Genomic DNA, 21,563 nt, shown 5'->3' with positions numbered 1-21,563 from the left:
AAATGGATGGTAATGTAACCAACCATTTGATACACTTATAGAAAAAAGATGGAGTAGGGATATGTCTAAAATAGAATGGAAACCGCAAAAATCTTCAACATTACCTTTACATTTGCAAATCACCAATTATATGAAAAAGAAAATTTTGAATGGGGAGTGGACAATCGGCACGAAAATACCGTCACAGAGGATTTTGGCCGAACAATTTCAAGTAAATCGAAGTACCATTGTAACTGCACTTGAGGACTTGGTCGCAGATGGATTTATTGAATCGAAAGTGGGGAGTGGTACAAGGGTAGTAAATAATACTTGGAGTCTCCTTGCATCAACACCACCCCCCGATTGGACTAGTTATGTTCGTTCAGGTATTTATGAGCCTAATATAAGCACGATTCAAAAAATTAACGAGTCGGAAGCAAATTCTAATATCATCCGTTTAGGTACTGGGGAACTTTCCCCTGATTTACTACCTAATGAACAAATGAAGAAGTTTTTACAGATGGAGGTGGGCGATACCCTATCTCTAGGCTATGAAGAGCCAAAAGGAAGTTTCGAACTGCGAGAAACTATTAGCCACTATTTAAAAAAGAAAGGCATTGAAGCTGCACCTGCTTCCATATTAATTGTCTCAGGGGCATTACAGGCACTACAATTAATCTCAATTGGTTTATTAAAACGCTGTTCAGTTATCTTTCACGAAACACCTTCATACCTCAACTCAGTTCATGTGTTTCAATCAGCTGGTATGAATTTATTTGGTATTCCTATGGATAAAGAAGGGATAGTGCATGAATCTATTAGTCGTTTACAACGTCAGCACAATGCAGCATTACTTTATTCGATTCCATCATTCCATAATCCAACAGGCACTTTAATGACAGAAAAAAGAAGGCAACAATTATTAGAGGTTTGCAGAAAAGAAGCACTTCCGATTATAGAAGACGATGTTTATGGTGAATTATGGTTGGATACACCACCTCCAAAACCAATGAAGGCAAACGATGAACAAGGGAATGTGCTGTACATTGGTAGTGTTTCCAAATCGTTAAGTCCGGGGCTTAGAATTGGATGGATTGTTGGTCCAGAACCGGTTATTGATCGTCTCGCCGATATAAAAATGCAAACAGATTATGGGTCAAGTTCCATATCGCAATTTATTGTAAATAAGTGGATGAAAAATGGTTTGTATGGGGAGTATTTAAATCAAGTGCGTGTAGAATTAAAACGTAGAAGGGACTTTATGATCGAAATTTTAAATACATATTTCTCTGATATTGCAACATGGAATATTCCAAAGGGAGGATTTTATTTATGGCTTCAATTACAACCAGGGATATCCACGCGAAAATTATTTGAAACAGCTCTTAAGGACGGCATATTATTAAATCCGGGAAGTGTCTATGATAAGAATAATCAAGAACATTTACGTTTATCGTATTCCTATGCATCATTAGAAGAACTTGAAAAAGGGCTTATAAGGTTATCTGAACTTATTAAAGAACATAGATAGATTTTAAATTTTTCTTTCAAACTATTTTAGGGGGAGATTAAATTGAATTTGACCGAACATTCACTAAAGAGGATGTTGAAATATTTACAAAAGTGTTCATGGAGAAGGGGATGGGTGGAAAATTGACTGACCGTAAAGTCTGATAAGTACGACTAACCAACAGTGGAGGATGAGGGAAAAACCCTACTGATGGCTAGTCTTTTTTATTTGAGTTTAGGTAGAATTAGTTGTCTTTCCAATCAAACATTTTCGACATCACCTTGCCTTTATTTATTACAGCTACAATATACGGAAAGTCATAAACAGGTGAAATATCTAGATATATGCAGGATTTCTATGATATGCACTCTATAAAGTTTATACAATAAAAATTATACAAATTTATCGTACTTTATGGACTTATATGACTATTTCCTTTATTCCGTTATTAACTTATACTTACAAGAAAGATTAAACGGATCACATATGGAGGTGCTAGGAAATTGTTAGAGTTTCATAATGTAACAAAGCGATATAATAACGGAAAGTTTGCTGTAAATAATTTGAATTTAAAGATAAAGAAAGGTGAATTTATTTGTTTTATTGGTCCAAGTGGGTGTGGTAAAACAACAACGATGAAAATGGTTAACCGACTAATTGACATTACAGATGGATCCATTTTAGTTGATGGGAAAGATATTAAGGATCAAGATCCGGTAGCATTGCGCAGGTCCATTGGGTATGTGATCCAGCAAATTGGATTGATGCCGCATATGACAATCAAAGAAAATATTGTGTTAGTTGGTACTTTATTAAAATGGACAAAAGAGAAAAAAGAGGAACGGGCACGTGAGTTATTAAAGTTAGTAGATTTGCCAGAAGAATATCTAGATAAATATCCACATGAATTAAGTGGTGGACAACAACAGCGGATTGGTGTATTACGTGCGCTTGCTGCAAACCCTCCATTGATATTGATGGATGAACCATTCGGTGCACTTGACCCGATTACGAGAGATTCCCTCCAAGAAGAGTTCAAAAAGTTACAAAGGGAATTAAATAAAACAATTGTTTTCGTTACACATGATATGGATGAGGCAATTAAGCTTGCTGATCGAATTGTGATCATGAGGGAAGGAGAAATTGTTCAGATTGATACACCAGATGAAATTCTTAGAAACCCAGCGAATGAATTTGTAGAGGAATTCTTGGGTAAGGAACGGTTGATTCAAGGTCGACCTGATGTCACAACAGTAGGACAGATTATGAATAGTACCCCGGTTACAGTACAAACTGGCACAACGTTAAAATCTGCTATTTCTACGATGCGAGATAAACGGGTTGATTCTCTACTTATCACAGATTCAGATAATGTATTAAAAGGATATCTTGATATTGAAGCAATTAATCTTAATTATAAAAAGGCTAATCAGGTCGAGGAAGTAATGGAGACCAAACTTTATTCTGTATTTCAAGATAGTTTGTTAAGTGATACCGTTCGCAAAATACTCAGACATGGAGCTCAATATGTTCCTGTTGTAGATGATCAGCATCGTCTAGTCGGAATTGTTACACGTGCGACGCTTGCAACGCTTGTTTATGACACAATTTGGGGCGACGGAACGGAATTGGAAGAAATCATATCAGTAGCAGAATAAGGAGGCAGAGATCGTTATGATGGATTTTTTTGCTGTACATGGTAATGAATTAATAATAAAAACATGGGAACACTTGTATATTTCTGTTGCGGCCATCTTGCTAGGTGTGGTAGTTGCTATTCCCCTCGGGATTCTCCTTTCAAGGGTGCCAAACTTCGCTGATAAGTTTATCTCTTTTATTGGTATTCTACAAACTATTCCAAGTCTTGCAATCCTAGCATTTTTTATTCCATTTTTAGGTGTTGGAAAAATTCCTGCTATTTTGGCACTATTTTTCTATTCGCTATTACCAATCTTACGAAACACTTACATTGGGGTTCGAGATGTGGATAAAAGTGTGATAGAAGCAGGTAAGGGTATGGGGATGAGTAATTTGCAATCGATAATAAAAGTTGAATTTCCAATGTCCTTACCGGTAATTATGGCGGGTGTTCGCTTATCGACCGTATATTTGATTGGTTGGGCGACATTGGCAGCATTCATCGGTGGTGGTGGTCTTGGTGATTTTATATTTGATGGATTGAACTTATATCAGCCTTCATTGATTATTGCGGGAACAGTACCAGCAACCGTCCTAGCCTTGATTTCCGATCGTTTCCTAGCCATTATAGAAAAAAGATTGACACCGGAAGGGTTAAAGAAATCTTATGAAGCCGCATAATGTTGGAGGTGAAAAGTTGTGCTGAAAAAGATGCTATATAGAGGATGTTTTATTTTACTTTTAGTAGTGATGCTTGCTGGTTGTTCCTTGCCAGGTCTTGCAAGTACATCAAAAGATACGTTAAAAATAGGGGCTCTTGGTACATCTGAATCACAAATTTTAGCTGAAATGCTATCTATCTTGATTGAACGGGAAACAGATGCTACTACTGATCTTGTTACACATCTAGGATCATCCATCGTACAACACCAGGGTATGTTAAGAGGTGACCTTGATATAACAAGTACACGTTATACAGGAACAGATCTGTCGGGATCACTGGGAATGGACCCGATTACAGATCCTGAAAAGGCGTTGAATATCGTATCTCATGAATTTAAAGATCGTTTCAATCAAACATGGGCAAGTCCATATGGTTTTGAGAACAGTTACTCCGTTGCTGTTACAACAGATTTTGCTGAGGAAAACAACATCGAAACAATCTCAGATTTAGAAGCCTATGCAGGTGAGCTGCGATTTGGAGTGGATAATGCCTGGATCAACCGTAAAGGGGATGGATATGAAGGATTTCAAGAAACCTATTTTTCATTTGGTGAAGTTTACCCAATGAATATTGGTTTAGTATATGAGGCGGCCGCTAATGATCATATGGATGTTGTACTAGCTTATTCATCAGATGGAAGAATTAAAGAATTTGATTTGAAAGTTTTAGAGGACGATAAACGCTTCTTCCCACCATATGATGCATCACCTGTTATTGCTGGAAAGGTTTTAGAACAATATCCAGAGATATTGGATATTACAGAACGCCTTCATGAGCAAATCACAACGGAAACGATGCAGGAATTAAATTATAATGCGGATGTTAAATTAATGAGTCCAAGGAAAGTTGCAATGGATTTTCTAGAAACCCATAATTTCTTTGAGGATACAGATAAGGGGGAGAAGTAATATGGAAACGTTGGAACAGTTCATATACTATGTCACCCAAAATGGTGGATATATTTGGGTTCAATTTTATAGACATTTCCTAATGGCAGCGTATGGGGTTTTGTTTGCAGCAATTATTTCTATTCCTTTAGGTATCCTTATTGCAAAATATGGGAAATTGAGTAGTTGGGTCCTAGCGCTTGGAAGTATCGTTCAGACTATTCCTGCTTTAGGTGCTATGGCTGTCATTATGATTGTACTAGGTCTCGGCACAAATACGGTAATTGTAACATTAATGCTTTATTCCATCCTACCGATTGTGCAAAACACCTATGTAGGGATGAAGGATGTTGATAAAACAGTTATTGAAGCTGGCTTTGCCTCTGGAATGACGAGGTTCCAGCTTTTAAGAATGGTGGAGCTTCCACTTGCTATTAGTGTAATTATGGCTGGTTTACGTACGGCACTAGTTATAGGTATTGGGATTGTTGCAATTGGAGCTTTTGTCGGGGCTGGAGGATTAGGGGCAGTTATCTTAACGGGAACGAATGCATCAGATGGAACAGCAATTATTCTAGCTGGTGCTATACCGACAGCGTTGATGGCCATTATTGCTGATCTAATTATGGTATGGATTGAAAGGAAACTCCAACCTATTAAGTCCTCTAAATCTAGAGCAGCATGATAGGTTTATAGAGTAATAGTTACGTAAAAGCGAAAGTATAGATAGAGGTGACTACTATGGGGGAAATTGGGATTAAACTTGAAAAAAATGTTCCTTGCACATTATCAGATGGAACCATCCTTCGTTCCGATGTGTATCGTCCGGATGATGGAGAACGCTATCCGGTGCTGATGCTGCGCTTACCTTATAACAAAGAAACGCCACGTTATTATGATGAGTACTTAGAAGTACCTCGGATGGTTCAAGCTGGATATATCGTCATTCTTCAAGATGTACGTGAAAGGTTTGCATCAGAAGGTAAATTTTATCCATTTATCCATGAGGGAAAAGATGGGTATGAGGCGGTAGAATGGGCGGCAAAACTTCCCTATTCGAACGGCAAAGTTGGACTTTTTGGGATGTCTTATCACGGCTATACTCAGTTAGCTGCAGCAGTGGAAAAGCCACCTTCTTTAAAGGCGATTGCACCGGTTATGACGGGAGCAAATCTGATGGGGAACTTTCTAGGAAAAGAGGGGGAAGCCTTCGCATCAGCTAATCTACAAACTTGGGAATTAGGGTCGATGATGGAGGACCAGTTGAAACGTAAGGGGAACTTCGACAAGAAAAAATTCTACTATTATTTAGAGGATATAGCAGAATGGTTATCTTATGCTCCTAGTAATGAATGGGAGCCAATCCAAGATCTTGACCCAGATTCTTATTACTTTGATTTTATAAAGGGGAATTTATCTCCAGAACTTAGAGAATGTACAGACCTAACTGAAAAACTAAAACATATAGATATTCCGGCATTGTTTATCGGTGGATGGTTTGATGCATTATTGGATTCTACATTGGAAACCTATCAAGCTTATAAAGGACCACGAATGTTATGGGTTGGACCGTGGACACATGAAGAAATGACAGGTAGATGTGGGGACAAGTTTTTTAACGCTGGTGCTGAAAATATCGGGACTGATAACATAAAAGATCCAACAGAAATTCATATTAAGTGGTTTGATTACTGGCTAAAAGATAAACCAATGCCCATAAAAAAGCCTGTTCATCTATATATGATGGGGCGAGAGAGTTGGGAAGCTTTTGATGAGTGGCCAATAAAACAGGATGTGAAGTTAAGTGAAGTATACCTTCAAAGTAACGGCATGTCACAAACACGTCATGGAGATGGGAGGTTAAACATACAGCCTTCCCCAACACAAACGAAAAGTTCCTTAAAACTAGATCCGAGCAATCCAGTACCGACTCGTGGCGGAGGAGTATTGATTGCAGGACATGAGTCAGGAATGTTTGATGTTAGTGATATTCAGGATCGTGATGATGTCCTCGTATATACAAGTATGGAACTTGATACGGAATTACCACTATTGGGTTCTATTAAAGCAGAAATTTGGGTTTCCTCTCCAACAAATCTATTTGATATTTCTTTGAGACTATCAGATGTGGACGAATTAGGTCGTGCGTATAATTTTGTTGATACGTTTCACAGGGAAAAGGTTGAAAATGTGAATCAGCCATTTTGTTTGGAAACCGAAATAGGTTCTACATCTTATACCCTGAAAAAAGGCCATCGTCTGAGGTTAGATATAGCAGCAAGTAATGCACCATTTTATGATATCAATTTAAATAACGGAACGACAACAAAAACACATACGGAGGGAAAAGCTGCGGTTGAATACATTTATCAGGGAGGAGAAAAGGCATCGAAATTAATAATACCACTAGAGAAATAAGTGAAAATGAAACGAATAACCCTTTGTAAATTTAATTATTTCTCCTAGTACTATTTAAAGGTTGAATTAATTTTATCCCACCTCAAGCTTCTGGGGAAATAAAGAAGGTAGGTGGGAGTCAACCGCCCGTAAAGGTCCGATAAGTGTGAGATGAAGGAAAACCCGCACTGATGGAAGTCTTCTTTATGTGTAGCATGCCGAAAGGGGAAGTACTATGAAAATTCATGATGAACGAATTGAAGTTGTCAGAACTCAATTTATTGAAAAAATAACGGATAATATGAATGCTTTTGGTGTCTCGACAAGTGTTGGACGTGTTCTCGGAATTATTTATATGAACCAGAAACCGATGACCCTCGACGAGTTATCAGAAGAGACCGGAATGAGCAAAACTCGAATGAGTCAGGTTGTCCGGGAAATGATAGATTTAGATATTGCGGAGCGTGTATTTAAAAAAGGTATTCGAAAAGATTTATTTCAAGTAGAAGAAGATTATTACCAAACATTTATTTCTCTTTTTACCTCTACTTGGCATAAAGCTATTAAACGTAGCCGTACCTTTGAACAAAGGCTTTTAAAGACATTGGATGAATTACAGAATGTATCTGGACTTACTGAGGAGGATGAAGAGGCTATTAATGAACTTTTTCATGAAATGAGGGATTGGATGGACTACTATGACTGGATTCGTCGAGTAACTGAGTTTTTTGAAAGCGGTGAAATATTCGAACACGTACCGAAGAAAAAGAATGGGAGGAATTAAGCAATGAATAAAAAAGTAATTTTATCATGCGCATTAACAGGAGCTGGTGACACAACGGCAAAAAGTCCACATGTACCCGTAACTCCAAAAGAAATTGCAGATTCAGCCATTAAAGCTGCTAAGGCAGGGGCTACAATTGCACATATCCATGTTCGTGATCCAAAAACTGGCAAGCTAAGCCATGATGTCAGCCTGTTTCAGGAAGTCGTAGAACGTATTCGTGAGTCAGAGACCGACGTAATTATAAATCTTACTTCTGGTGGGGGTGGAGACTGGATACCAAGTGAAGATGCCCCAACTACAGGTGGAGAAGGAACCGATATTCAAACTCCTGAAGAACGCCACGAACCTATTGAAAAACTTCTACCAGAAATGTGCACCCTTGATTGTGGTAGCTTAAACTTTGGCAATATGTTATACGTAAGCCCGACTGACTGGTTAAGAAGACAGGCGAAACTTGTTAAAAATATTGGGGTGAAACCAGAATTAGAATGTTTTGATACAGGTCATATTCGTTTCGCGAACCAATTAGTGGAGGAAGGTTTAATTGAAGGAGCTCCACTATTTCAGTTTTGCCTTGGTATCCCATGGGGAGCAGCAGCGGATGCAGAAACGCTGTCTTACATGAAGAGTCGTATTCCGGATAACGCGAAATGGGCAGCTTTTGGAATTGGTAGAATGCAAATGCCAATAGCGATGGAATCCCTACTTCAAGGTGGAAATATCCGTGTAGGCCTTGAAGATAACTTGTATTTAGAAAAAGGAAAACTTGCTACAAACGAGCAACTTGTTGATAAAGCTGTCGGTATGGTACAAGCTTTAGGTTCCGATATTATGACGCCGACCGAAGCGCGAGAGCATCTAAATTTACGTAACCCATATGGAAAGGAAGGCTAGTATGACGAAAGAAACTTCAATTAAAAATATCACAGTTGTCGGAACGGGTGTAATTGGCAATGGGTGGATAACACGCTTTTTAGCAAATGACTACACCGTTACTGCATATGATCCAGATCCCAACACAGAAGAAAAGACCCGTAAAGCTGTGGAACGTGCATGGCCTTGGATGAAAAAAATGGGATTAGCTGTGGGTGCTCCAGAAGATCATTTATTTTTTGAAACTGATTTAGAAAAGTCATTAAAGGAAGCGGACTTTGTTCAGGAAAATGTCCCGGAGCGAGAGGAATTAAAAAGAAAGGTTATAGCTGATATTGATCGATATACCAAAGAAGAAACCATTATTGCTTCAAGCACATCGGGAATATTACCAAGTAGCTTACAGGCGGATTGCAAGAATCATCCAGAACGTGTTATGGTTGCCCATCCATTTAATCCGGTATATCTGATGCCGCTTGTGGAATTAGTTGGCGGGGATAAAACCGACAAATTTTATATTGAAAAGGCAAAAATGTTTTATGACAACATAATGATGAAACCATTAGTGATTCGTCAGGAAATTGAAGGTCATATTGCTGACCGCTTAATGGAAGCAATTTGGCGTGAAGCACTTCATATTGTTAACGATGGTGCTGCAAGTACAGAAGAAGTGGATGCATCCATTATATATGGGCCAGGACTCAGATGGGCGCTAATGGGACCATTCATGACTCTACATATGGGTGGAGGGAAAGAAGGGATGCGTCACCTGCTGGAACAATTCGGACCTGCATTGAAATTACCATGGACCAAACTGGAAGCACCAGAACTAACGGAAGAACTAGCTGAAAAAGTAATTACTGGTTGTGAAGCACAAACGGATGGTGTGGAAATGGAAAGACTAGAAGACCGCCGTGATCAGTTTTTAATTGAATTACAACAGTTATTGGAAAAATACTGGCCAGGGGAAAATATGTCCGGAAGCTACGAGTCATTTAACTAGTTTTTAGAAGGGAAGATAGAACTTGAACGAATCCAAATTGATTATTCAGGATAAAGTACCAGAGACTTGGATTGACTACAACGGACACATGAATGATGCAGAATATGTACGTGCATTTAGTTGGGCTGTCGATGCCTTTATGAACTTCATTGGTATAACGGAAGATTACCGGAATAAGAGTCAATATACGATGTACACGATGGAAACTCATGTTTGTTATTTAAATGAAATGAAACTTGACGAACCATTTGAGATCCGTATGTACGTTATCGATTATGATGTTAAACGTACTCATCTATTTTTTGAATTGTACGGAGAACATGGTAAACGAGCCGCAACAAGCGAACAAATGCTAATGGGGATTGATCAGTCAACAGGGAAAGCATCACCGTTCCCAGAGGAAATTTATTCACAAGTAAAAGAACTCGCAGCAAAGCATACTCCTATGAAGAAACCGAAAGAAGTGGGACGTGTAATAGGTATCAGAAAAAAGAAATAAAAGTGTAATGGAATGGTTTCCCATCATAGAAAATGGGGAACCATTTTATTTTTAGGTAACGATGTGGTAGCCGTACTAATAAGAGTTGGTTTAGTTATATTTGCAGAGAAAATCACAACTGTTCATGCATATATTTGTATACCTGACATAATGTTGCCTTAGGGAAACTATTTGTTGACAATAAAAGACTTTGTCATTTACACTAGTTATTATAAAAGTGATTTTTAATGAACCATTTTAGTTTTTATTGAATAGAGTATGATCAAATGTTGCCCTAGGGAAAAAGTTGTTTGTGAGGTAAATATTAGCTAGTAATAGTATTAAATGGAAGAGGAAGGTGAAAAAGATGGGAAAAGCGCTCACGGTAGACCATCTACATGTTTCTTATTATGGAAAGGAAGTTATAAAAGATGTTTCCTTTTCAATTGATACAGGAAAATTAGTAGGAATAATAGGTCCAAATGGCGCAGGTAAATCAACCATTATGAAAGCTACACTTGGCCTAATTCCTAAAGATAAGGGAAATGTGAGGGTATTAGGGAAGCCTTTAAAAGCTATACGAAAAAAAATTGCTTATGTTCCCCAACGTAATAATTTGGACTGGGATTTTCCTATTAATGTTATAGACACGGTTCTTCTAGGAACATACCCACATCTTGGTCTTATGCGCAGACCTAATGCAAAGCAAAAAGATTGGGCATTCCAATGTTTAAAAGAAGTCGGAATGGAGGATTACAGTAAACAGCAAATTGGAGAACTGTCAGGAGGACAACAGCAACGAGTGTTTCTTGCTAGGGCACTTGCGCAAAAAGCGGAATTATTTTTCTTGGATGAGCCTTTTGTTGGGATTGATGTATCTAGTGAAACCACCATTATCCAAATTCTAAAGAAACTTCGTGACAAAGGAAAAACAGTATTAGTTGTTCACCATGATTTAACGAAAGTGGAGGATTACTTTGATGAGCTAATTTTGTTAAATAAGGAATTAGTGGATTTCGGCCCCGTTCAAGAAGTATTTAAACCAGAAAAGATTACTCGGGCATATCGTGCAAACCTTTCTATATTGGAAAATGTTGGGGTGAAAATGTAATGGAATTTATACAAGACCTTATGAATTACGGCTTTCTACAAAAAGCGTTGTTTACCTCAATAATGGTTGGAATAATATGTGGGGTTATTGGTTGCTTCATCATTCTCAGAGGTATGGCCCTGATGGGGGACGCTATTTCCCATGCTATTCTACCAGGTGTCGCTATATCTTTCATGTTAGGGATTAATTATTTTTATGGTGCAGTGGTTATTGGTTTATTAACTGCTGTCGGTATTGGTTATATAAGTCAAAATAGCCGTATTAAAAGTGATTCTTCGATTGGTATTGTTTTTTCATCCTTTTTTGCACTAGGGGTAATACTGATTACAAAAGCTTCGACAGCCATAGATTTAACCCAAATATTGTTTGGTAATGTTTTATCTGTTCAATCATCAGATATGTGGTTAACATTAATCATTGGTGCCATTGTTTTACTTATTGTTATTTTATTTTATAAAGAATTTCTTATTACAACGTTCGATCCAACGATGGCTCAAGCCTACGGGTTACCAGTTCGTTTTATTCATTACGTCATTATGATCTTATTAACCTTAGTAACCGTTGCTTCCTTGCAAACAGTAGGAGTTATATTAGTAGTTGCAATGCTTATTACACCAGCATCTACAGCGTATTTATTGACAAACCGCTTATCAACGATGATATTCCTATCAGCCTTTTTTGGAGCTTTATCAGCTGTCATCGGTTTGTACTTTAGTTCAGAATATAATTTATCGTCGGGTGCAGTCATTGTCCTTGCTACAACATTTATTTTTATTTTAGCTTTTATTTTCTCGCCAAAACAAGGAATCTTATGGCGTGCGATAAGGGAAAAGAGAAACAAAGCTTCTATTTAAAAAGAGAAGGAGTAATAAAAGATGAGAAGGTTAGTTCGATTAATGTTAAGCTTAGCCGCTATATCCTTACTATTAGCTGCTTGTGGAAATAAGGATGTTACTGCGAATGATAACAATGACGATGTTTTAAAAGTCGTAACTAGTTTTACGTTGTTAGAGGATATTGTACATCAAATTGGTGGGGAGCATGTAGAGATTCATAATCTCGTTCCAATTGGTACAGATCCACATGAATATGAGCCACTTCCAGAAGATATTAAGAAGGCTACAGATGCAGATATATTATTTTATAATGGTTTAAATCTAGAAGGTGGAGAGCATGGCTGGTTTTTTAAAATGATGAACACTGTTGGACAAAAAGACGAAAATATCTTTGAATTAACGAAAGGTGTAGAACCCAAGTATTTAAATGGAAAAGGGGAAGCAGAACATGAAATGAACCCTCACGCTTTTCTAGATCCAAATGTTGGTATGATTATAGTGGAAAACGCACATGATGCATTAGTGAAAGCAGACCCAGAGAATAAAGAGGAATATGATAAGAATGCTAAGGCATATATAGAAAAATTAAAAGAAATTGATGAAGAATATAAAAATAAAATTGCCGATATTCCAGAAGAAAATCGAATTCTAGTAACAAGTGAACGTGCATTTCAATATATGGCAGACAGATATGGGCTAGAAGAAGGTTATATCTGGGAGATTGATACGGAGGAAAACGGATCTCCAGAGCAAATAAAATCTCTTGTTAATTTCCTAAAAGAGCGCGACGTTCCTACATTATTCTTAGAATCGAATGTGGATTCTAGACCGATGGAAACCGTGTCCGAAGAAAGTGGAGTAGAAATCTATAAAGACAAAATCTTTTCAGATGAAATAGGAAAAAAAGGGGAAGCCGGAGACACGTATATTAAGTTTTTAGAATATAATATTGATAAAATTTACAATGGTTTAAAAGGTGATTAGTCTCTCCAAGTTGAGCATAAATTCCTTATTATGGAATTTATGCCTTTTTACTATTTACCTGGATCGTAACGTACTTTTTGAAAAGACAAGAATTCCTACCAATACAAAAGCAATGACTAATAATACACTAATCATTCCGATTACACCGTTCCAACCGTAATTGCTCCAGAAGATCCCCCCCAATGTACCAAATAAGCTAGAACCACCATAGTAGAATAATAAATATAGAGAAGAAGCTTGTGCCTTATGGGCTGTTGCTTTCTGCCCAACCCAAGCACTTGCGATGGAATGACTGCCAAAAAAACCAAAGGTAAATATAGCGATTGCTACAATTTTTAACCACAAACCTTCATATAATGTACCGATTGCACCTATTGTCATAATCAAAATGCCGAGTGGCAATACTTTGGCTTTTCCGTGCCGATCAGCTTGATTACCCATAAAGGTTGAGCTGAATGTACCTACTAAATAGACAAAAAAGATGGAGCCTACCGCAGCATGACTTAAATGATATGGTTCGCCGATTAATAAATAGGTAATGTAGTTATATAGAGTGACAAAGCTCCCCATAAGCAAGAAAGATAATCCATAAAGACAAAGCAAAGCTGGATTTTTAAAATGGTAGCCTAATTCAGGGATTAAGTTTTTTAAAGTGCCATGCTCTTTTACGAAATGTCGTTCTTCGGGTAAATGCCTCCAAAACCATATGCTAATGAAGAGTGCGATACCTCCAATGATGAAGAGGGCAATTTCCCAAGTGAACCAATCCGTGAGGGCACTAGTAACAATTCTTCCGGAAAGCCCCCCAACTGTATTTCCACTAATATAGATTCCCATAACCGTACCTAGTTCCTTCGGGTGGAATTCCTCAGATATATAAGTCATGGCAATACTTGGAAAGCCAGCCAAAACAGCACCTAATAATGCTCGACTAAGTAGTAATAGAGAAAAGTTTGGTGTTATAGCCGTTAAAATGGAAAGAATAGAAGCTGCCAAAAGAGCAATCGACATAATCTGTTTGCGCCCAATGGAATTAGACAAGCTCGGAGTAAAAAGCATTACAATGGCTAAGACTCCTGTAGAAAAAGAAAGCGATAAACTAGCATTTGTAGGTGATACACCAAACTCGCTTGAAAATATTGGAATTAAAGGTTGAGCACTATAAAGTAAGCTAAATGTTACGAAACTTCCAGAGAATAAAGCGAACAGTGCTTTACGGTAGGATGCAGTTCCTTTTTGGATATAAGACATAGTAGACACCTTGTTTCTATAAAAGAATGTTTAAATTTAGTATAACATTAAATGCTAGATGCGATTTTCTGAAAAAAATAATACAAAGTACATTTTGGTATCTGTAGCATAGGATAGGATGACATGAATTCAATTGGGGGAGTGTTTCAGATGTATTATTATCCTTATTTTTATCCAAATCCGTTTTACGTTAATCCACATGGATACTATCATGCTAGACAGCCAGTAAATATGCCACTGCCTTATGGAAACATGTATGATTATTCGTTTAACCCAAACATTAAAATAGAAGACAGGATAATTAAAGATCATGGGAAACAGCCTTTTTCTTTAGATATTGAGGATGCTACGAAAGAAAATGATACATTTCGAACAGCAATTTGGACAGGGGAGCATTTACAAGTCACCTTGATGAGTATACCCGTAGGAGAAGATATTGGATTGGAGAATCACCAAACAACAGACCAATTTTTACGCTTGGAAGACGGGAAAGGCATCGTTCAAATGGGGAAACAAAAAGATCGCTTGGATTATAATGTTAAAGTTTCTGACGATGATGCAATCATGGTTCCGGCTGGTTTTTGGCATAATATCGTGAATATTGGTAACAAGCCATTGAAATTATATTCTATCTATGCACCACCTGAACATCCATTCGGGACTGTTCACCAGACAAAAGAAGAGGCTATGCATGAGGAACATGCTTAGATTGGTAAAATCCTGCCGTGTATATTGGCGGGATTTTTTAAATGAGTATGAAACTTTTAAATAAGTTCGTTCGTATAATAATGGAGGGGGATTTTAGATGATAGAAGAAAAACTTAACCAAGAACTAATGGAATTAAAAACGAAAATGAGAAAAAAGAAAAAGTGGCAATTACAAATTGTAGATTATGAAAATGAACTTACGGCAATTGAAGAAAATATATCATTTCTCTCCAATCAATTAAAGGAAGAAGAAAAAGATGTGGAAAAGTTAGAGGGTTTAAGTTTTTCCAATTTGGTCCAAACCTTGTTAGGCAATAAGGTAGAAAAACTGGAAAAAGAAAAACAGGAAGTCCTTACTGTTCAAATCCAATTAAACGAGGCAAAGAAACATAAAAAGGATGTTGAATTAGAAATAAGTAATCTTCAATACCGTATTGAAAAAATGGGAGATGTAGAATATCGTTATAACGAAATTTTTACTAAAAAAGAAGGAATCATTAAACAAAGTGCATCTTCCACTACATTATTTGAATTTAGTGAACAGGAAGAAGACTTAAGAGCATACATAGAAGAATTAGATGAAGCTTTAATAGCTGGAAATAAAGCGAAAGCTGACCTCGATATTGCAGGAGATTCAATAGATAATGCTGCGACATGGGGAGTATTCGATATGTTTGGAGGTGGTGCAATATCTGGGCTCTTGAAACATAGTAATATGGATGAAGCTATGGAAGCTATTAACCGTGCACAAAAAAGCTTACGTAAGTTTCAAAAGGAATTATTAGATGTAGAAGCGGATTTAAATATTTCGATAGATATTTCAAGTATGTTGAAATTTGCCGACTTTTTCTTGGATAATTTCTTCACTGATTATTTGGTTCAAGAAAGAATTAATGAATCACAGGATCAAATTAGTCAAAAACAGTTAGAAGTAGGTCGAATCGTTGAAAATATAAAAGAACAGATTCATTTAAAAGAGAATGAACTTGAACAAGTTGTTCTAGACCGTAGACGATTTGTAGAAGATTTTTAAAAGGGGAAAGCGTTGGTAGATAAACCAACGCTTTTGTAACTTATTTGATATTCTGTAAAGGGAATTCTGCTGATACTTCAACTCCGTCTAATATGAGTAATGTTGAATCTAGCGCATGTTTTTTTACTTTAGCAAAATTTGCTCCGTTCTTTATTTGGTAAGATACGTAAAAATAAGACTCGCTGTTCGGTTCGAAAAAGCCTCTACTGCCACTGCTCAAAGAAAGCATTTTTTGATGTTTTGTATTCTCTTCCATTTCCATTAAACCAGCTAGTTCTTCATTAGGCTTAACTACTAGTTCAATTCCGTATGGATGGCTTCCTGGGTAATCAAATTCGCTTTTAATAGGTTCGTTTCCATTATTTTTAATTTCAAAGTCGTAACGCAATTCATGGTTTGCCTCATCGACCGTTGTTTCAATTTTTGTAATCTCTAGGTTCTCAGCGTGATCAAAACCCGTTAGAAAAATAAACAAAAAGACAATAGGGAATAATACTTTTTTCATAAATAGCCTCCTAGGAAAACTGTTTCTTACTAGTATTTGGAAAAGGAGAGCTTTTATGCAAAAAAAACACGCCATATTAAGGCGTGTTATAAAACGTATGCGTAGATACAAATAAAGTGAAAGAGACTTCCAAACAAAATGAAAAGGTGAAAAATCTCATGAAATCCCCAATTTTTAAATTGAAGGAACTTTGGTTTAAATCCGTATATAAGTCCGCCTACTGTATAAAAAGCACCACCTAAAATAAGAAAAGTCATTCCACCAATACCTAATCCAGGTGCTAATTCTCCGGTGAAAAAGACAACAAGCCATCCCATTCCTAGGTAAATCGCAGTAGATAGCCAACGCGGGGAGTGGAACCAAGTTAATTTAAACGTTACCCCTAATATAGCAAGACCATTTACGATAAAAAACAATATCCATCCAAGTTTCGTTCCTTGTAGTGTAATTAAACAAAATGGAGTGTACGTCCCAGCAATAAGAACAAAAATCATGGAATGGTCAATTTTTCTTAGGAAAGCTATAACACGGTCTTTAGCTATTACCATATGGTATGTAGCGGATGCCGAGTATAATAAAATCATACTTACCCCAAAAATAATAACAGCTGTAGTGACGAGCCAAGAACCGGAAGTAATTACTGCCTTTACAATCATTGCTACCAAACCAAAAACTGCTAAAATTGCTCCAATTAAATGGGTCCATGTGTTAATAGGTTCCCGTATATAAGAATTCATTTACTTATTCCTCCACTTCAACATGTAGTTTCGAAAACTATATATCAATCATACACGTATTGTTATCATGTAGTCAATGTTTTACTAAATAAAATATTTATTTTATAATAAAAGAAAATACAATAGGGGTTTATTATAATGCAAAATATAGATGAACTATTAGAAAAACTATATCTGGATACTCAATTAACAATAGAGGAAATACCTGATATAGATTTATATATGGACCAAGTGATTCAGTTATTCGAAAATAAGTTTTCCCAAACGAAGCGGAATGATGAAGAAAAAATACTTACCAAAACAATGATTAATAATTATGCTAAGGGTAAGTTATTTTTCCCTGTAAAGAATAAAAAATATTCAAAAGAACATATCATGCTTATCAGTATGATCTATCAAATGAAGAGTTCGTTATCTATAAATGATATCAAGAAAACATTGTCACCATTAAATAAAAAAGTTTTAGCAGAAGAGTTTTCTTTGGAGGATGTATACAATACTTATATTACTTCTAATGAGAAAAATGTGGAGCAATTTAAAAATGATAGTTCAGATATTTACAAAGAGATAGAAGATAAAATGATGGATGATAAGGATGAAGAGTATTTAAGAAAACTTCTGCTAGTTGCATCTTTTACACATATGAGTAATTTATTTCGAAGGGCCGCGGAGAAAATAGTGGATGAAATAGAAGAATAAAATCATTCTAATATTAAAGGAGTGGAAAAAATGAGTACATATCCAAAAGTTAACGAAACAAAGGAATTAATCAAGGAACTTGTTTCTATCCCAAGTCCATCTGGAAATACCGCTAAAGTCATACAATTTGTTGAGGAATATTTGAACAGTTTAAACGTAGATACAAAACGAAATCGGAAAGGTGGGTTAATTGCTACTATCCCTGGTAAAGTAGAAAATGAACATCGGATGTTAACAGCTCATGTTGATACATTAGGTGCTATGGTAAAAGAAGTAAAAAAGAATGGCAGGCTTCGTTTAGATTTAATTGGTGGATTTCGCTACAATTCAATTGAAGGAGAATATTGTGAAATTCACACTACAACAGGAAAGAAATATACAGGAACTATTTTGATGCATCAAACTTCTGTGCATGTATATAAAAATGCAGGAGAAGCGGAGCGTAATCAAAAAAACATGGAAGTTAGAATTGATGCGAAAGTGAAAAATGCAGATGATGTACGTGAACTAGGAATTGAAGTTGGAGATTTCGTTTCTTTTAATCCTCGAATAGAACTTACCGAAAATGGATTTATTAAGTCACGTCATTTGGATGATAAGGCAAGTGTGGCTATACTTCTTCAATTAATAAAACGGATAAAAGAAGAAAGTATTACTCTTCCATATACAACCCATTTTCTTATTTCTAACAATGAAGAAATAGGCTATGGAGGTAATTCAAATATTACCCCAGAAGCAGTGGAATATTTAGCAGTGGATATGGGTGCAATGGGAGATGGACAATCTACAGATGAATATACCGTATCCATTTGTGTGAAAGATGCAAGTGGTCCTTATCATTATGAATTAAGGAAACATCTTGTCAGGTTAGCCGAGGAAAATAATATCGGTTATAAGCTAGATATTTATCCATATTATGGTTCAGATGCTTCTGCTGCGATTCGTTCCGGATATGATATTGTACATGGATTAATTGGACCTGGGATTGATTCCTCTCATGCTTTTGAGAGAACCCATGAAGATTCATTAAAGGAAACAGAGAATTTGCTTTATCATTATGTACAATCTAAAATGATTTCTATATAAAAGACAAGCGGACTTACCAGTGTGGTAGGTTCGCTTTTTCATAAAGAGGTGGATTACAAATGAAATTAAGTATATTAGACCAGTCCCCAATTTCTAAAGGAAAGACTCCGAAAGACGCTTTAGAGGCATCCATTGAACTTGCCAAACTGACTGACGAACTTGGTTACCACCGTTATTGGGTAGCAGAGCATCATGATTTAGGCGGTTTAGCGTCACCGGCTCCAGATATCTTATTAGGAATTATTGGTTCGCAAACAGAACAAATCCGCATTGGTTCAGGTGCAGTATTGTTACCAAACTATAGTCCCTATCATATTGCTGAAAGATATAATGAACTTGCAACATTGTATCCAAATAGGGTGGACTTGGGACTTGGAAGAGCACCTGGTGGATCCGCAGAAGTTTCGATAGCACTTGCTGGAAACTTTTTAGAAAAGGTCCGGATGTATCCAAAATTAGTGGATGAAGTTATTCTTTTTTTACATCAAGATTTTCCAAGTGATCATATGTATGCGAAAGTCTCTGCAACTCCAGTACCAAAAACACCTCCAGTACCATGGTTATTAGGAACGAGTAATAAGAGTGCAAAGTTAGCGATTGAAAAAAGGTTACCATTTGTGTTTGGTCATTTTATGAGTAATGAAGATGGACCATCTATCGTCAAAGAGTATATGAAAAATGTTCTTAATGGGAAGTCTAATGTGATTGTTACCGTTTCTGCGATTTGTGCAGAGACGACAGAAGAAGCGGAAGAAATAGCAATGAGCAATTATTTGTGGAAAATATTACAAGACAAGGGAGAAGGAAAAGAAGGTGTTCCTTCCATTGAAGAAGCTAAAGCATATCCATATTCATTGGAGGAAAAGGAAAGAATAGAAAGAATGAAACAAAACCAAATCGTAGGGAATCCTTCTCAAGTTCGGGAGCAACTAGAGAACTTACAATCCGAATATGAAGTCGACGAATTAATGATTGTAACTATTACCCATAGCTACGAAGCTCGAAAAAAATCGTATCAGCTCTTGGCAGAGGAATTTTGTTTGGCGTGATCCTAGATAAAACAATTATATTTTAATGAAGCTTGGATAATTTGTGTATCCAGGCTTCTTTTAATCGACCTGATGAGTGCCGGAACACATCGTAAAAATCAACACACTGCAACTCATACATCCAATACATTTAAACACAAGTATTACCCCAAATACGCCTCAAGTCCTATACAAAAATATTCCTCAGGATCATTAAAAGAAAACGTAAATTTCGTTATGATGGAATCAAGATAAGGAAGGAGGAAAAATATGAAAAAATTTATGTTGTTTGCTGGAGGATTGGTTGCATTACTACTTCTTTTGGCAAATCTTGGATCAATGGTTTTATTAGGACTATCCGTTTGGTTGCTATACATTGTCTTCAAGAAGTTTGTTAGAAGTGAGTCAATTTTCGGGAAAATAGGTTGGGCTATTTTAGGCCTAATTATCGCTAGTATCGCCTTTTCCAATTTATATGCGGTAATTGGTTTGGTCGCAGCCTACGCATTGTATGTAATATATAAAAATTGGAACAAGGAAGACGATGACCCAGTAGTTCGTGTGATAGAAGATGATGATCCATTTACAAACTTTGAGCGCGAGTGGGCAGAATTAAATAAATAATTAAAGGAGCGGATTTTAATGGCAAATATTTTTACAAGAATTAAAAATGCAGTGGAAGCAGACTTACATGATGTTTTGGATAAAAAAGAACAGAAGAATCCGATTAAAGCTTTGAACCAATATTTACGTCAAGCCGAACAAGAAACGGAAAAAGTAAGAAGATTAATTGATCGTCAATACAAATTAAAAGAAGAGTTTACAAAGGAATTTGAAAAAGCAACTCATTTTGCTGAAAAACGCTTAAACCAAGCGAAAGTTGCTGAAAAGGCAAATGAAGTGGAAATGTTCGAATTTGCGATGAAGGAACACGAAGAATACAAAAATCGTGCAGACCGAATGAAAGTTTCCAAAAATGAAGCGATAGAACAATTAGATAAGCTAGAGCAAAAATATGAAGAAATGAAACATCGCTTAAAAGATATGCATTTAAGAAGAATGGATTTAATGGGTCGAGAAAATATTGCCCATGCTAACCATCAAATTAATAAAGTAATGCAACATTCAGCTGAAGAACCATATTCAAGATTCTCAGAAATGGAACGTTATATTGAAGGGCTAGAGTACAAAGTGAATCAATCTTATTTCCGAAGTACCTTTGATGGTAAAATAGACAAGCTAGAAAAGGAATTAAAAGAAAAAGAGATGGAAATATAATATTCATACAGTTATTGGTAAATCATGGTAT

The 21,563-nt window shown here is 36.4% G+C and carries 23 protein-coding genes; 20 read left to right on the top strand and 3 right to left on the bottom strand.

The window, feature by feature from the left end:
* The first annotated feature begins 61 nt into the window (after nucleotides 1-61).
* From pdxR to KM885_RS05400, 13 genes are all read left to right on the top strand, one after another.
* On the top strand, nucleotides 62-1,510 hold the full coding sequence (gene pdxR, locus KM885_RS05460) for a MocR-like pyridoxine biosynthesis transcription factor PdxR (protein WP_047184686.1): 1,449 nt from the start codon (nucleotides 62-64) through the stop codon (nucleotides 1,508-1,510).
* A gap of 482 nt (nucleotides 1,511-1,992) precedes the next feature.
* Nucleotides 1,993-3,147, top strand: a complete 1,155-nt coding sequence (locus KM885_RS05455) for a betaine/proline/choline family ABC transporter ATP-binding protein (protein ID WP_047184685.1) — start codon at nucleotides 1,993-1,995, stop codon at nucleotides 3,145-3,147.
* Between the two features lie 16 nt (nucleotides 3,148-3,163).
* A complete protein-coding gene (locus KM885_RS05450) occupies nucleotides 3,164-3,808 on the top strand; it encodes an ABC transporter permease (RefSeq protein ID WP_047184684.1) in 645 nt (214 codons plus the stop codon).
* Nucleotides 3,809-3,838: 30 nt separating this feature from the next.
* Nucleotides 3,839-4,759 carry an osmoprotectant ABC transporter substrate-binding protein gene (locus tag KM885_RS05445; protein ID WP_276516054.1) on the top strand — a complete coding sequence of 307 codons (921 nt, stop codon included), beginning with the start codon at nucleotides 3,839-3,841 and terminating at the stop codon, nucleotides 4,757-4,759.
* Nucleotide 4,760: 1 nt separating this feature from the next.
* Nucleotides 4,761-5,423: an ABC transporter permease gene (locus KM885_RS05440; RefSeq protein ID WP_216883647.1), complete on the top strand. Its 663-nt coding sequence runs from the start codon at nucleotides 4,761-4,763 to the stop codon at nucleotides 5,421-5,423.
* Between the two features lie 56 nt (nucleotides 5,424-5,479).
* Nucleotides 5,480-7,156: a CocE/NonD family hydrolase gene (locus KM885_RS05435; RefSeq protein ID WP_216883646.1), complete on the top strand. Its 1,677-nt coding sequence runs from the start codon at nucleotides 5,480-5,482 to the stop codon at nucleotides 7,154-7,156.
* Between the two features lie 214 nt (nucleotides 7,157-7,370).
* On the top strand, nucleotides 7,371-7,919 hold the full coding sequence (locus KM885_RS05430; RefSeq protein ID WP_216883645.1) for a GbsR/MarR family transcriptional regulator: 549 nt from the start codon (nucleotides 7,371-7,373) through the stop codon (nucleotides 7,917-7,919).
* A 3-nt stretch (nucleotides 7,920-7,922) separates the two neighbouring features.
* On the top strand, nucleotides 7,923-8,816 hold the full coding sequence (locus KM885_RS05425; protein ID WP_204797625.1) for a beta-keto acid cleavage family enzyme: 894 nt from the start codon (nucleotides 7,923-7,925) through the stop codon (nucleotides 8,814-8,816).
* A 1-nt stretch (nucleotide 8,817) separates the two neighbouring features.
* Complete coding sequence (locus tag KM885_RS05420; RefSeq protein ID WP_047184679.1) at nucleotides 8,818-9,798, top strand: 3-hydroxyacyl-CoA dehydrogenase NAD-binding domain-containing protein; 981 nt, start codon at nucleotides 8,818-8,820, stop codon at nucleotides 9,796-9,798.
* A 22-nt stretch (nucleotides 9,799-9,820) separates the two neighbouring features.
* The gene (locus KM885_RS05415) at nucleotides 9,821-10,297 is read left to right on the top strand and encodes a thioesterase family protein (RefSeq protein ID WP_047184678.1); all 477 of its coding nucleotides are present in this window, start codon (nucleotides 9,821-9,823) and stop codon (nucleotides 10,295-10,297) included.
* Between the two features lie 346 nt (nucleotides 10,298-10,643).
* A complete protein-coding gene (locus KM885_RS05410; RefSeq protein WP_204797624.1) occupies nucleotides 10,644-11,387 on the top strand; it encodes a metal ABC transporter ATP-binding protein in 744 nt (247 codons plus the stop codon).
* On the top strand, nucleotides 11,387-12,241 hold the full coding sequence (locus KM885_RS05405) for a metal ABC transporter permease (RefSeq protein ID WP_145542943.1): 855 nt from the start codon (nucleotides 11,387-11,389) through the stop codon (nucleotides 12,239-12,241). Before KM885_RS05410 ends, KM885_RS05405 begins: the two co-directional genes overlap by 1 nt.
* A gap of 21 nt (nucleotides 12,242-12,262) precedes the next feature.
* On the top strand, nucleotides 12,263-13,207 hold the full coding sequence (locus KM885_RS05400; protein WP_047184670.1) for a metal ABC transporter substrate-binding protein: 945 nt from the start codon (nucleotides 12,263-12,265) through the stop codon (nucleotides 13,205-13,207).
* Between the two features lie 54 nt (nucleotides 13,208-13,261).
* On the opposite strand, the gene KM885_RS05395 is transcribed toward KM885_RS05400, so the two are convergent.
* Complete coding sequence (locus KM885_RS05395; protein ID WP_204797622.1) at nucleotides 13,262-14,458, bottom strand: MFS transporter; 1,197 nt, start codon at nucleotides 14,456-14,458, stop codon at nucleotides 13,262-13,264.
* A 150-nt stretch (nucleotides 14,459-14,608) separates the two neighbouring features.
* On the opposite strand from KM885_RS05395, the gene KM885_RS05390 reads away from it, so the two are divergent.
* Entirely contained in the window at nucleotides 14,609-15,166 is a 558-nt protein-coding gene (locus KM885_RS05390) for a cupin domain-containing protein (protein ID WP_047184668.1), read from the top strand.
* A gap of 97 nt (nucleotides 15,167-15,263) precedes the next feature.
* Complete coding sequence (locus tag KM885_RS05385) at nucleotides 15,264-16,199, top strand: hypothetical protein (RefSeq protein ID WP_060667553.1); 936 nt, start codon at nucleotides 15,264-15,266, stop codon at nucleotides 16,197-16,199.
* Between the two features lie 40 nt (nucleotides 16,200-16,239).
* On the opposite strand, the gene KM885_RS05380 is transcribed toward KM885_RS05385, so the two are convergent.
* On the bottom strand, nucleotides 16,240-16,704 hold the full coding sequence (locus KM885_RS05380) for a hypothetical protein (RefSeq protein WP_047184667.1): 465 nt from the start codon (nucleotides 16,702-16,704) through the stop codon (nucleotides 16,240-16,242).
* A gap of 86 nt (nucleotides 16,705-16,790) precedes the next feature.
* Nucleotides 16,791-17,441, bottom strand: a complete 651-nt coding sequence (gene trhA, locus KM885_RS05375; RefSeq protein WP_047184666.1) for a PAQR family membrane homeostasis protein TrhA — start codon at nucleotides 17,439-17,441, stop codon at nucleotides 16,791-16,793.
* Nucleotides 17,442-17,579: 138 nt separating this feature from the next.
* Here trhA and KM885_RS05370 point away from each other — a divergent pair, with 138 nt between their 5' ends.
* The 5 genes from KM885_RS05370 to KM885_RS05350 all read left to right on the top strand — a co-directional run bounded on the left by KM885_RS05370 (nucleotide 17,580) and on the right by KM885_RS05350 (nucleotide 21,532).
* The gene (locus KM885_RS05370) at nucleotides 17,580-18,140 is read left to right on the top strand and encodes a DUF1836 domain-containing protein (protein ID WP_047184665.1); all 561 of its coding nucleotides are present in this window, start codon (nucleotides 17,580-17,582) and stop codon (nucleotides 18,138-18,140) included.
* A gap of 30 nt (nucleotides 18,141-18,170) precedes the next feature.
* Nucleotides 18,171-19,226 carry a M42 family metallopeptidase gene (locus KM885_RS05365; protein WP_204797620.1) on the top strand — a complete coding sequence of 352 codons (1,056 nt, stop codon included), beginning with the start codon at nucleotides 18,171-18,173 and terminating at the stop codon, nucleotides 19,224-19,226.
* A 59-nt stretch (nucleotides 19,227-19,285) separates the two neighbouring features.
* Nucleotides 19,286-20,275, top strand: coding sequence for an LLM class flavin-dependent oxidoreductase (locus KM885_RS05360; protein WP_060667551.1), 990 nt, complete (start codon nucleotides 19,286-19,288; stop codon nucleotides 20,273-20,275).
* Between the two features lie 249 nt (nucleotides 20,276-20,524).
* Nucleotides 20,525-20,878: a lmo0954 family membrane protein gene (locus tag KM885_RS05355; RefSeq protein WP_047184662.1), complete on the top strand. Its 354-nt coding sequence runs from the start codon at nucleotides 20,525-20,527 to the stop codon at nucleotides 20,876-20,878.
* Nucleotides 20,879-20,896: 18 nt separating this feature from the next.
* Nucleotides 20,897-21,532, top strand: a complete 636-nt coding sequence (locus KM885_RS05350; protein WP_047184661.1) for a PspA/IM30 family protein — start codon at nucleotides 20,897-20,899, stop codon at nucleotides 21,530-21,532.
* The last annotated feature ends 31 nt before the right edge of the window (nucleotides 21,533-21,563 follow it).

Source organism: Oceanobacillus caeni (assembly GCF_019037185.1).
GTDB classification, from domain to species: domain Bacteria; phylum Bacillota; class Bacilli; order Bacillales; family Amphibacillaceae; genus Oceanobacillus; species Oceanobacillus caeni.
The sequence above is the reverse complement of the archived record's forward strand: the minus strand, read 5'-3'. Positions and strand labels throughout refer to the sequence as shown.

Bases quoted from the DNA above. Each gene is read 5' to 3' on its own strand.
- pdxR (WP_047184686.1), top strand. From the start codon at position 62: ATGTCTAAAATAGAATGGAAACCGCAAAAATCTTCAACATTACCTTTA.
- KM885_RS05450 (WP_047184684.1), top strand. From the start codon at position 3,164: ATGATGGATTTTTTTGCTGTACATGGTAATGAATTAATAATAAAAACA.
- KM885_RS05445 (WP_276516054.1), top strand. From the start codon at position 3,839: ATGCTATATAGAGGATGTTTTATTTTACTTTTAGTAGTGATGCTTGCT.
- KM885_RS05440 (WP_216883647.1), top strand. From the start codon at position 4,761: ATGGAAACGTTGGAACAGTTCATATACTATGTCACCCAAAATGGTGGA.
- KM885_RS05435 (WP_216883646.1), top strand. From the start codon at position 5,480: ATGGGGGAAATTGGGATTAAACTTGAAAAAAATGTTCCTTGCACATTA.
- KM885_RS05430 (WP_216883645.1), top strand. From the start codon at position 7,371: ATGAAAATTCATGATGAACGAATTGAAGTTGTCAGAACTCAATTTATT.
- KM885_RS05425 (WP_204797625.1), top strand. From the start codon at position 7,923: ATGAATAAAAAAGTAATTTTATCATGCGCATTAACAGGAGCTGGTGAC.
- KM885_RS05420 (WP_047184679.1), top strand. From the start codon at position 8,818: ATGACGAAAGAAACTTCAATTAAAAATATCACAGTTGTCGGAACGGGT.
- KM885_RS05410 (WP_204797624.1), top strand. From the start codon at position 10,644: ATGGGAAAAGCGCTCACGGTAGACCATCTACATGTTTCTTATTATGGA.
- KM885_RS05405 (WP_145542943.1), top strand. From the start codon at position 11,387: ATGGAATTTATACAAGACCTTATGAATTACGGCTTTCTACAAAAAGCG.
- KM885_RS05400 (WP_047184670.1), top strand. From the start codon at position 12,263: ATGAGAAGGTTAGTTCGATTAATGTTAAGCTTAGCCGCTATATCCTTA.
- KM885_RS05395 (WP_204797622.1), bottom strand. From the start codon at position 14,458: ATGTCTTATATCCAAAAAGGAACTGCATCCTACCGTAAAGCACTGTTC.
- KM885_RS05390 (WP_047184668.1), top strand. From the start codon at position 14,609: ATGTATTATTATCCTTATTTTTATCCAAATCCGTTTTACGTTAATCCA.
- KM885_RS05385 (WP_060667553.1), top strand. From the start codon at position 15,264: ATGATAGAAGAAAAACTTAACCAAGAACTAATGGAATTAAAAACGAAA.
- KM885_RS05380 (WP_047184667.1), bottom strand. From the start codon at position 16,704: ATGAAAAAAGTATTATTCCCTATTGTCTTTTTGTTTATTTTTCTAACG.
- trhA (WP_047184666.1), bottom strand. From the start codon at position 17,441: ATGAATTCTTATATACGGGAACCTATTAACACATGGACCCATTTAATT.
- KM885_RS05370 (WP_047184665.1), top strand. From the start codon at position 17,580: ATGCAAAATATAGATGAACTATTAGAAAAACTATATCTGGATACTCAA.
- KM885_RS05365 (WP_204797620.1), top strand. From the start codon at position 18,171: ATGAGTACATATCCAAAAGTTAACGAAACAAAGGAATTAATCAAGGAA.
- KM885_RS05360 (WP_060667551.1), top strand. From the start codon at position 19,286: ATGAAATTAAGTATATTAGACCAGTCCCCAATTTCTAAAGGAAAGACT.
- KM885_RS05355 (WP_047184662.1), top strand. From the start codon at position 20,525: ATGAAAAAATTTATGTTGTTTGCTGGAGGATTGGTTGCATTACTACTT.
- KM885_RS05350 (WP_047184661.1), top strand. From the start codon at position 20,897: ATGGCAAATATTTTTACAAGAATTAAAAATGCAGTGGAAGCAGACTTA.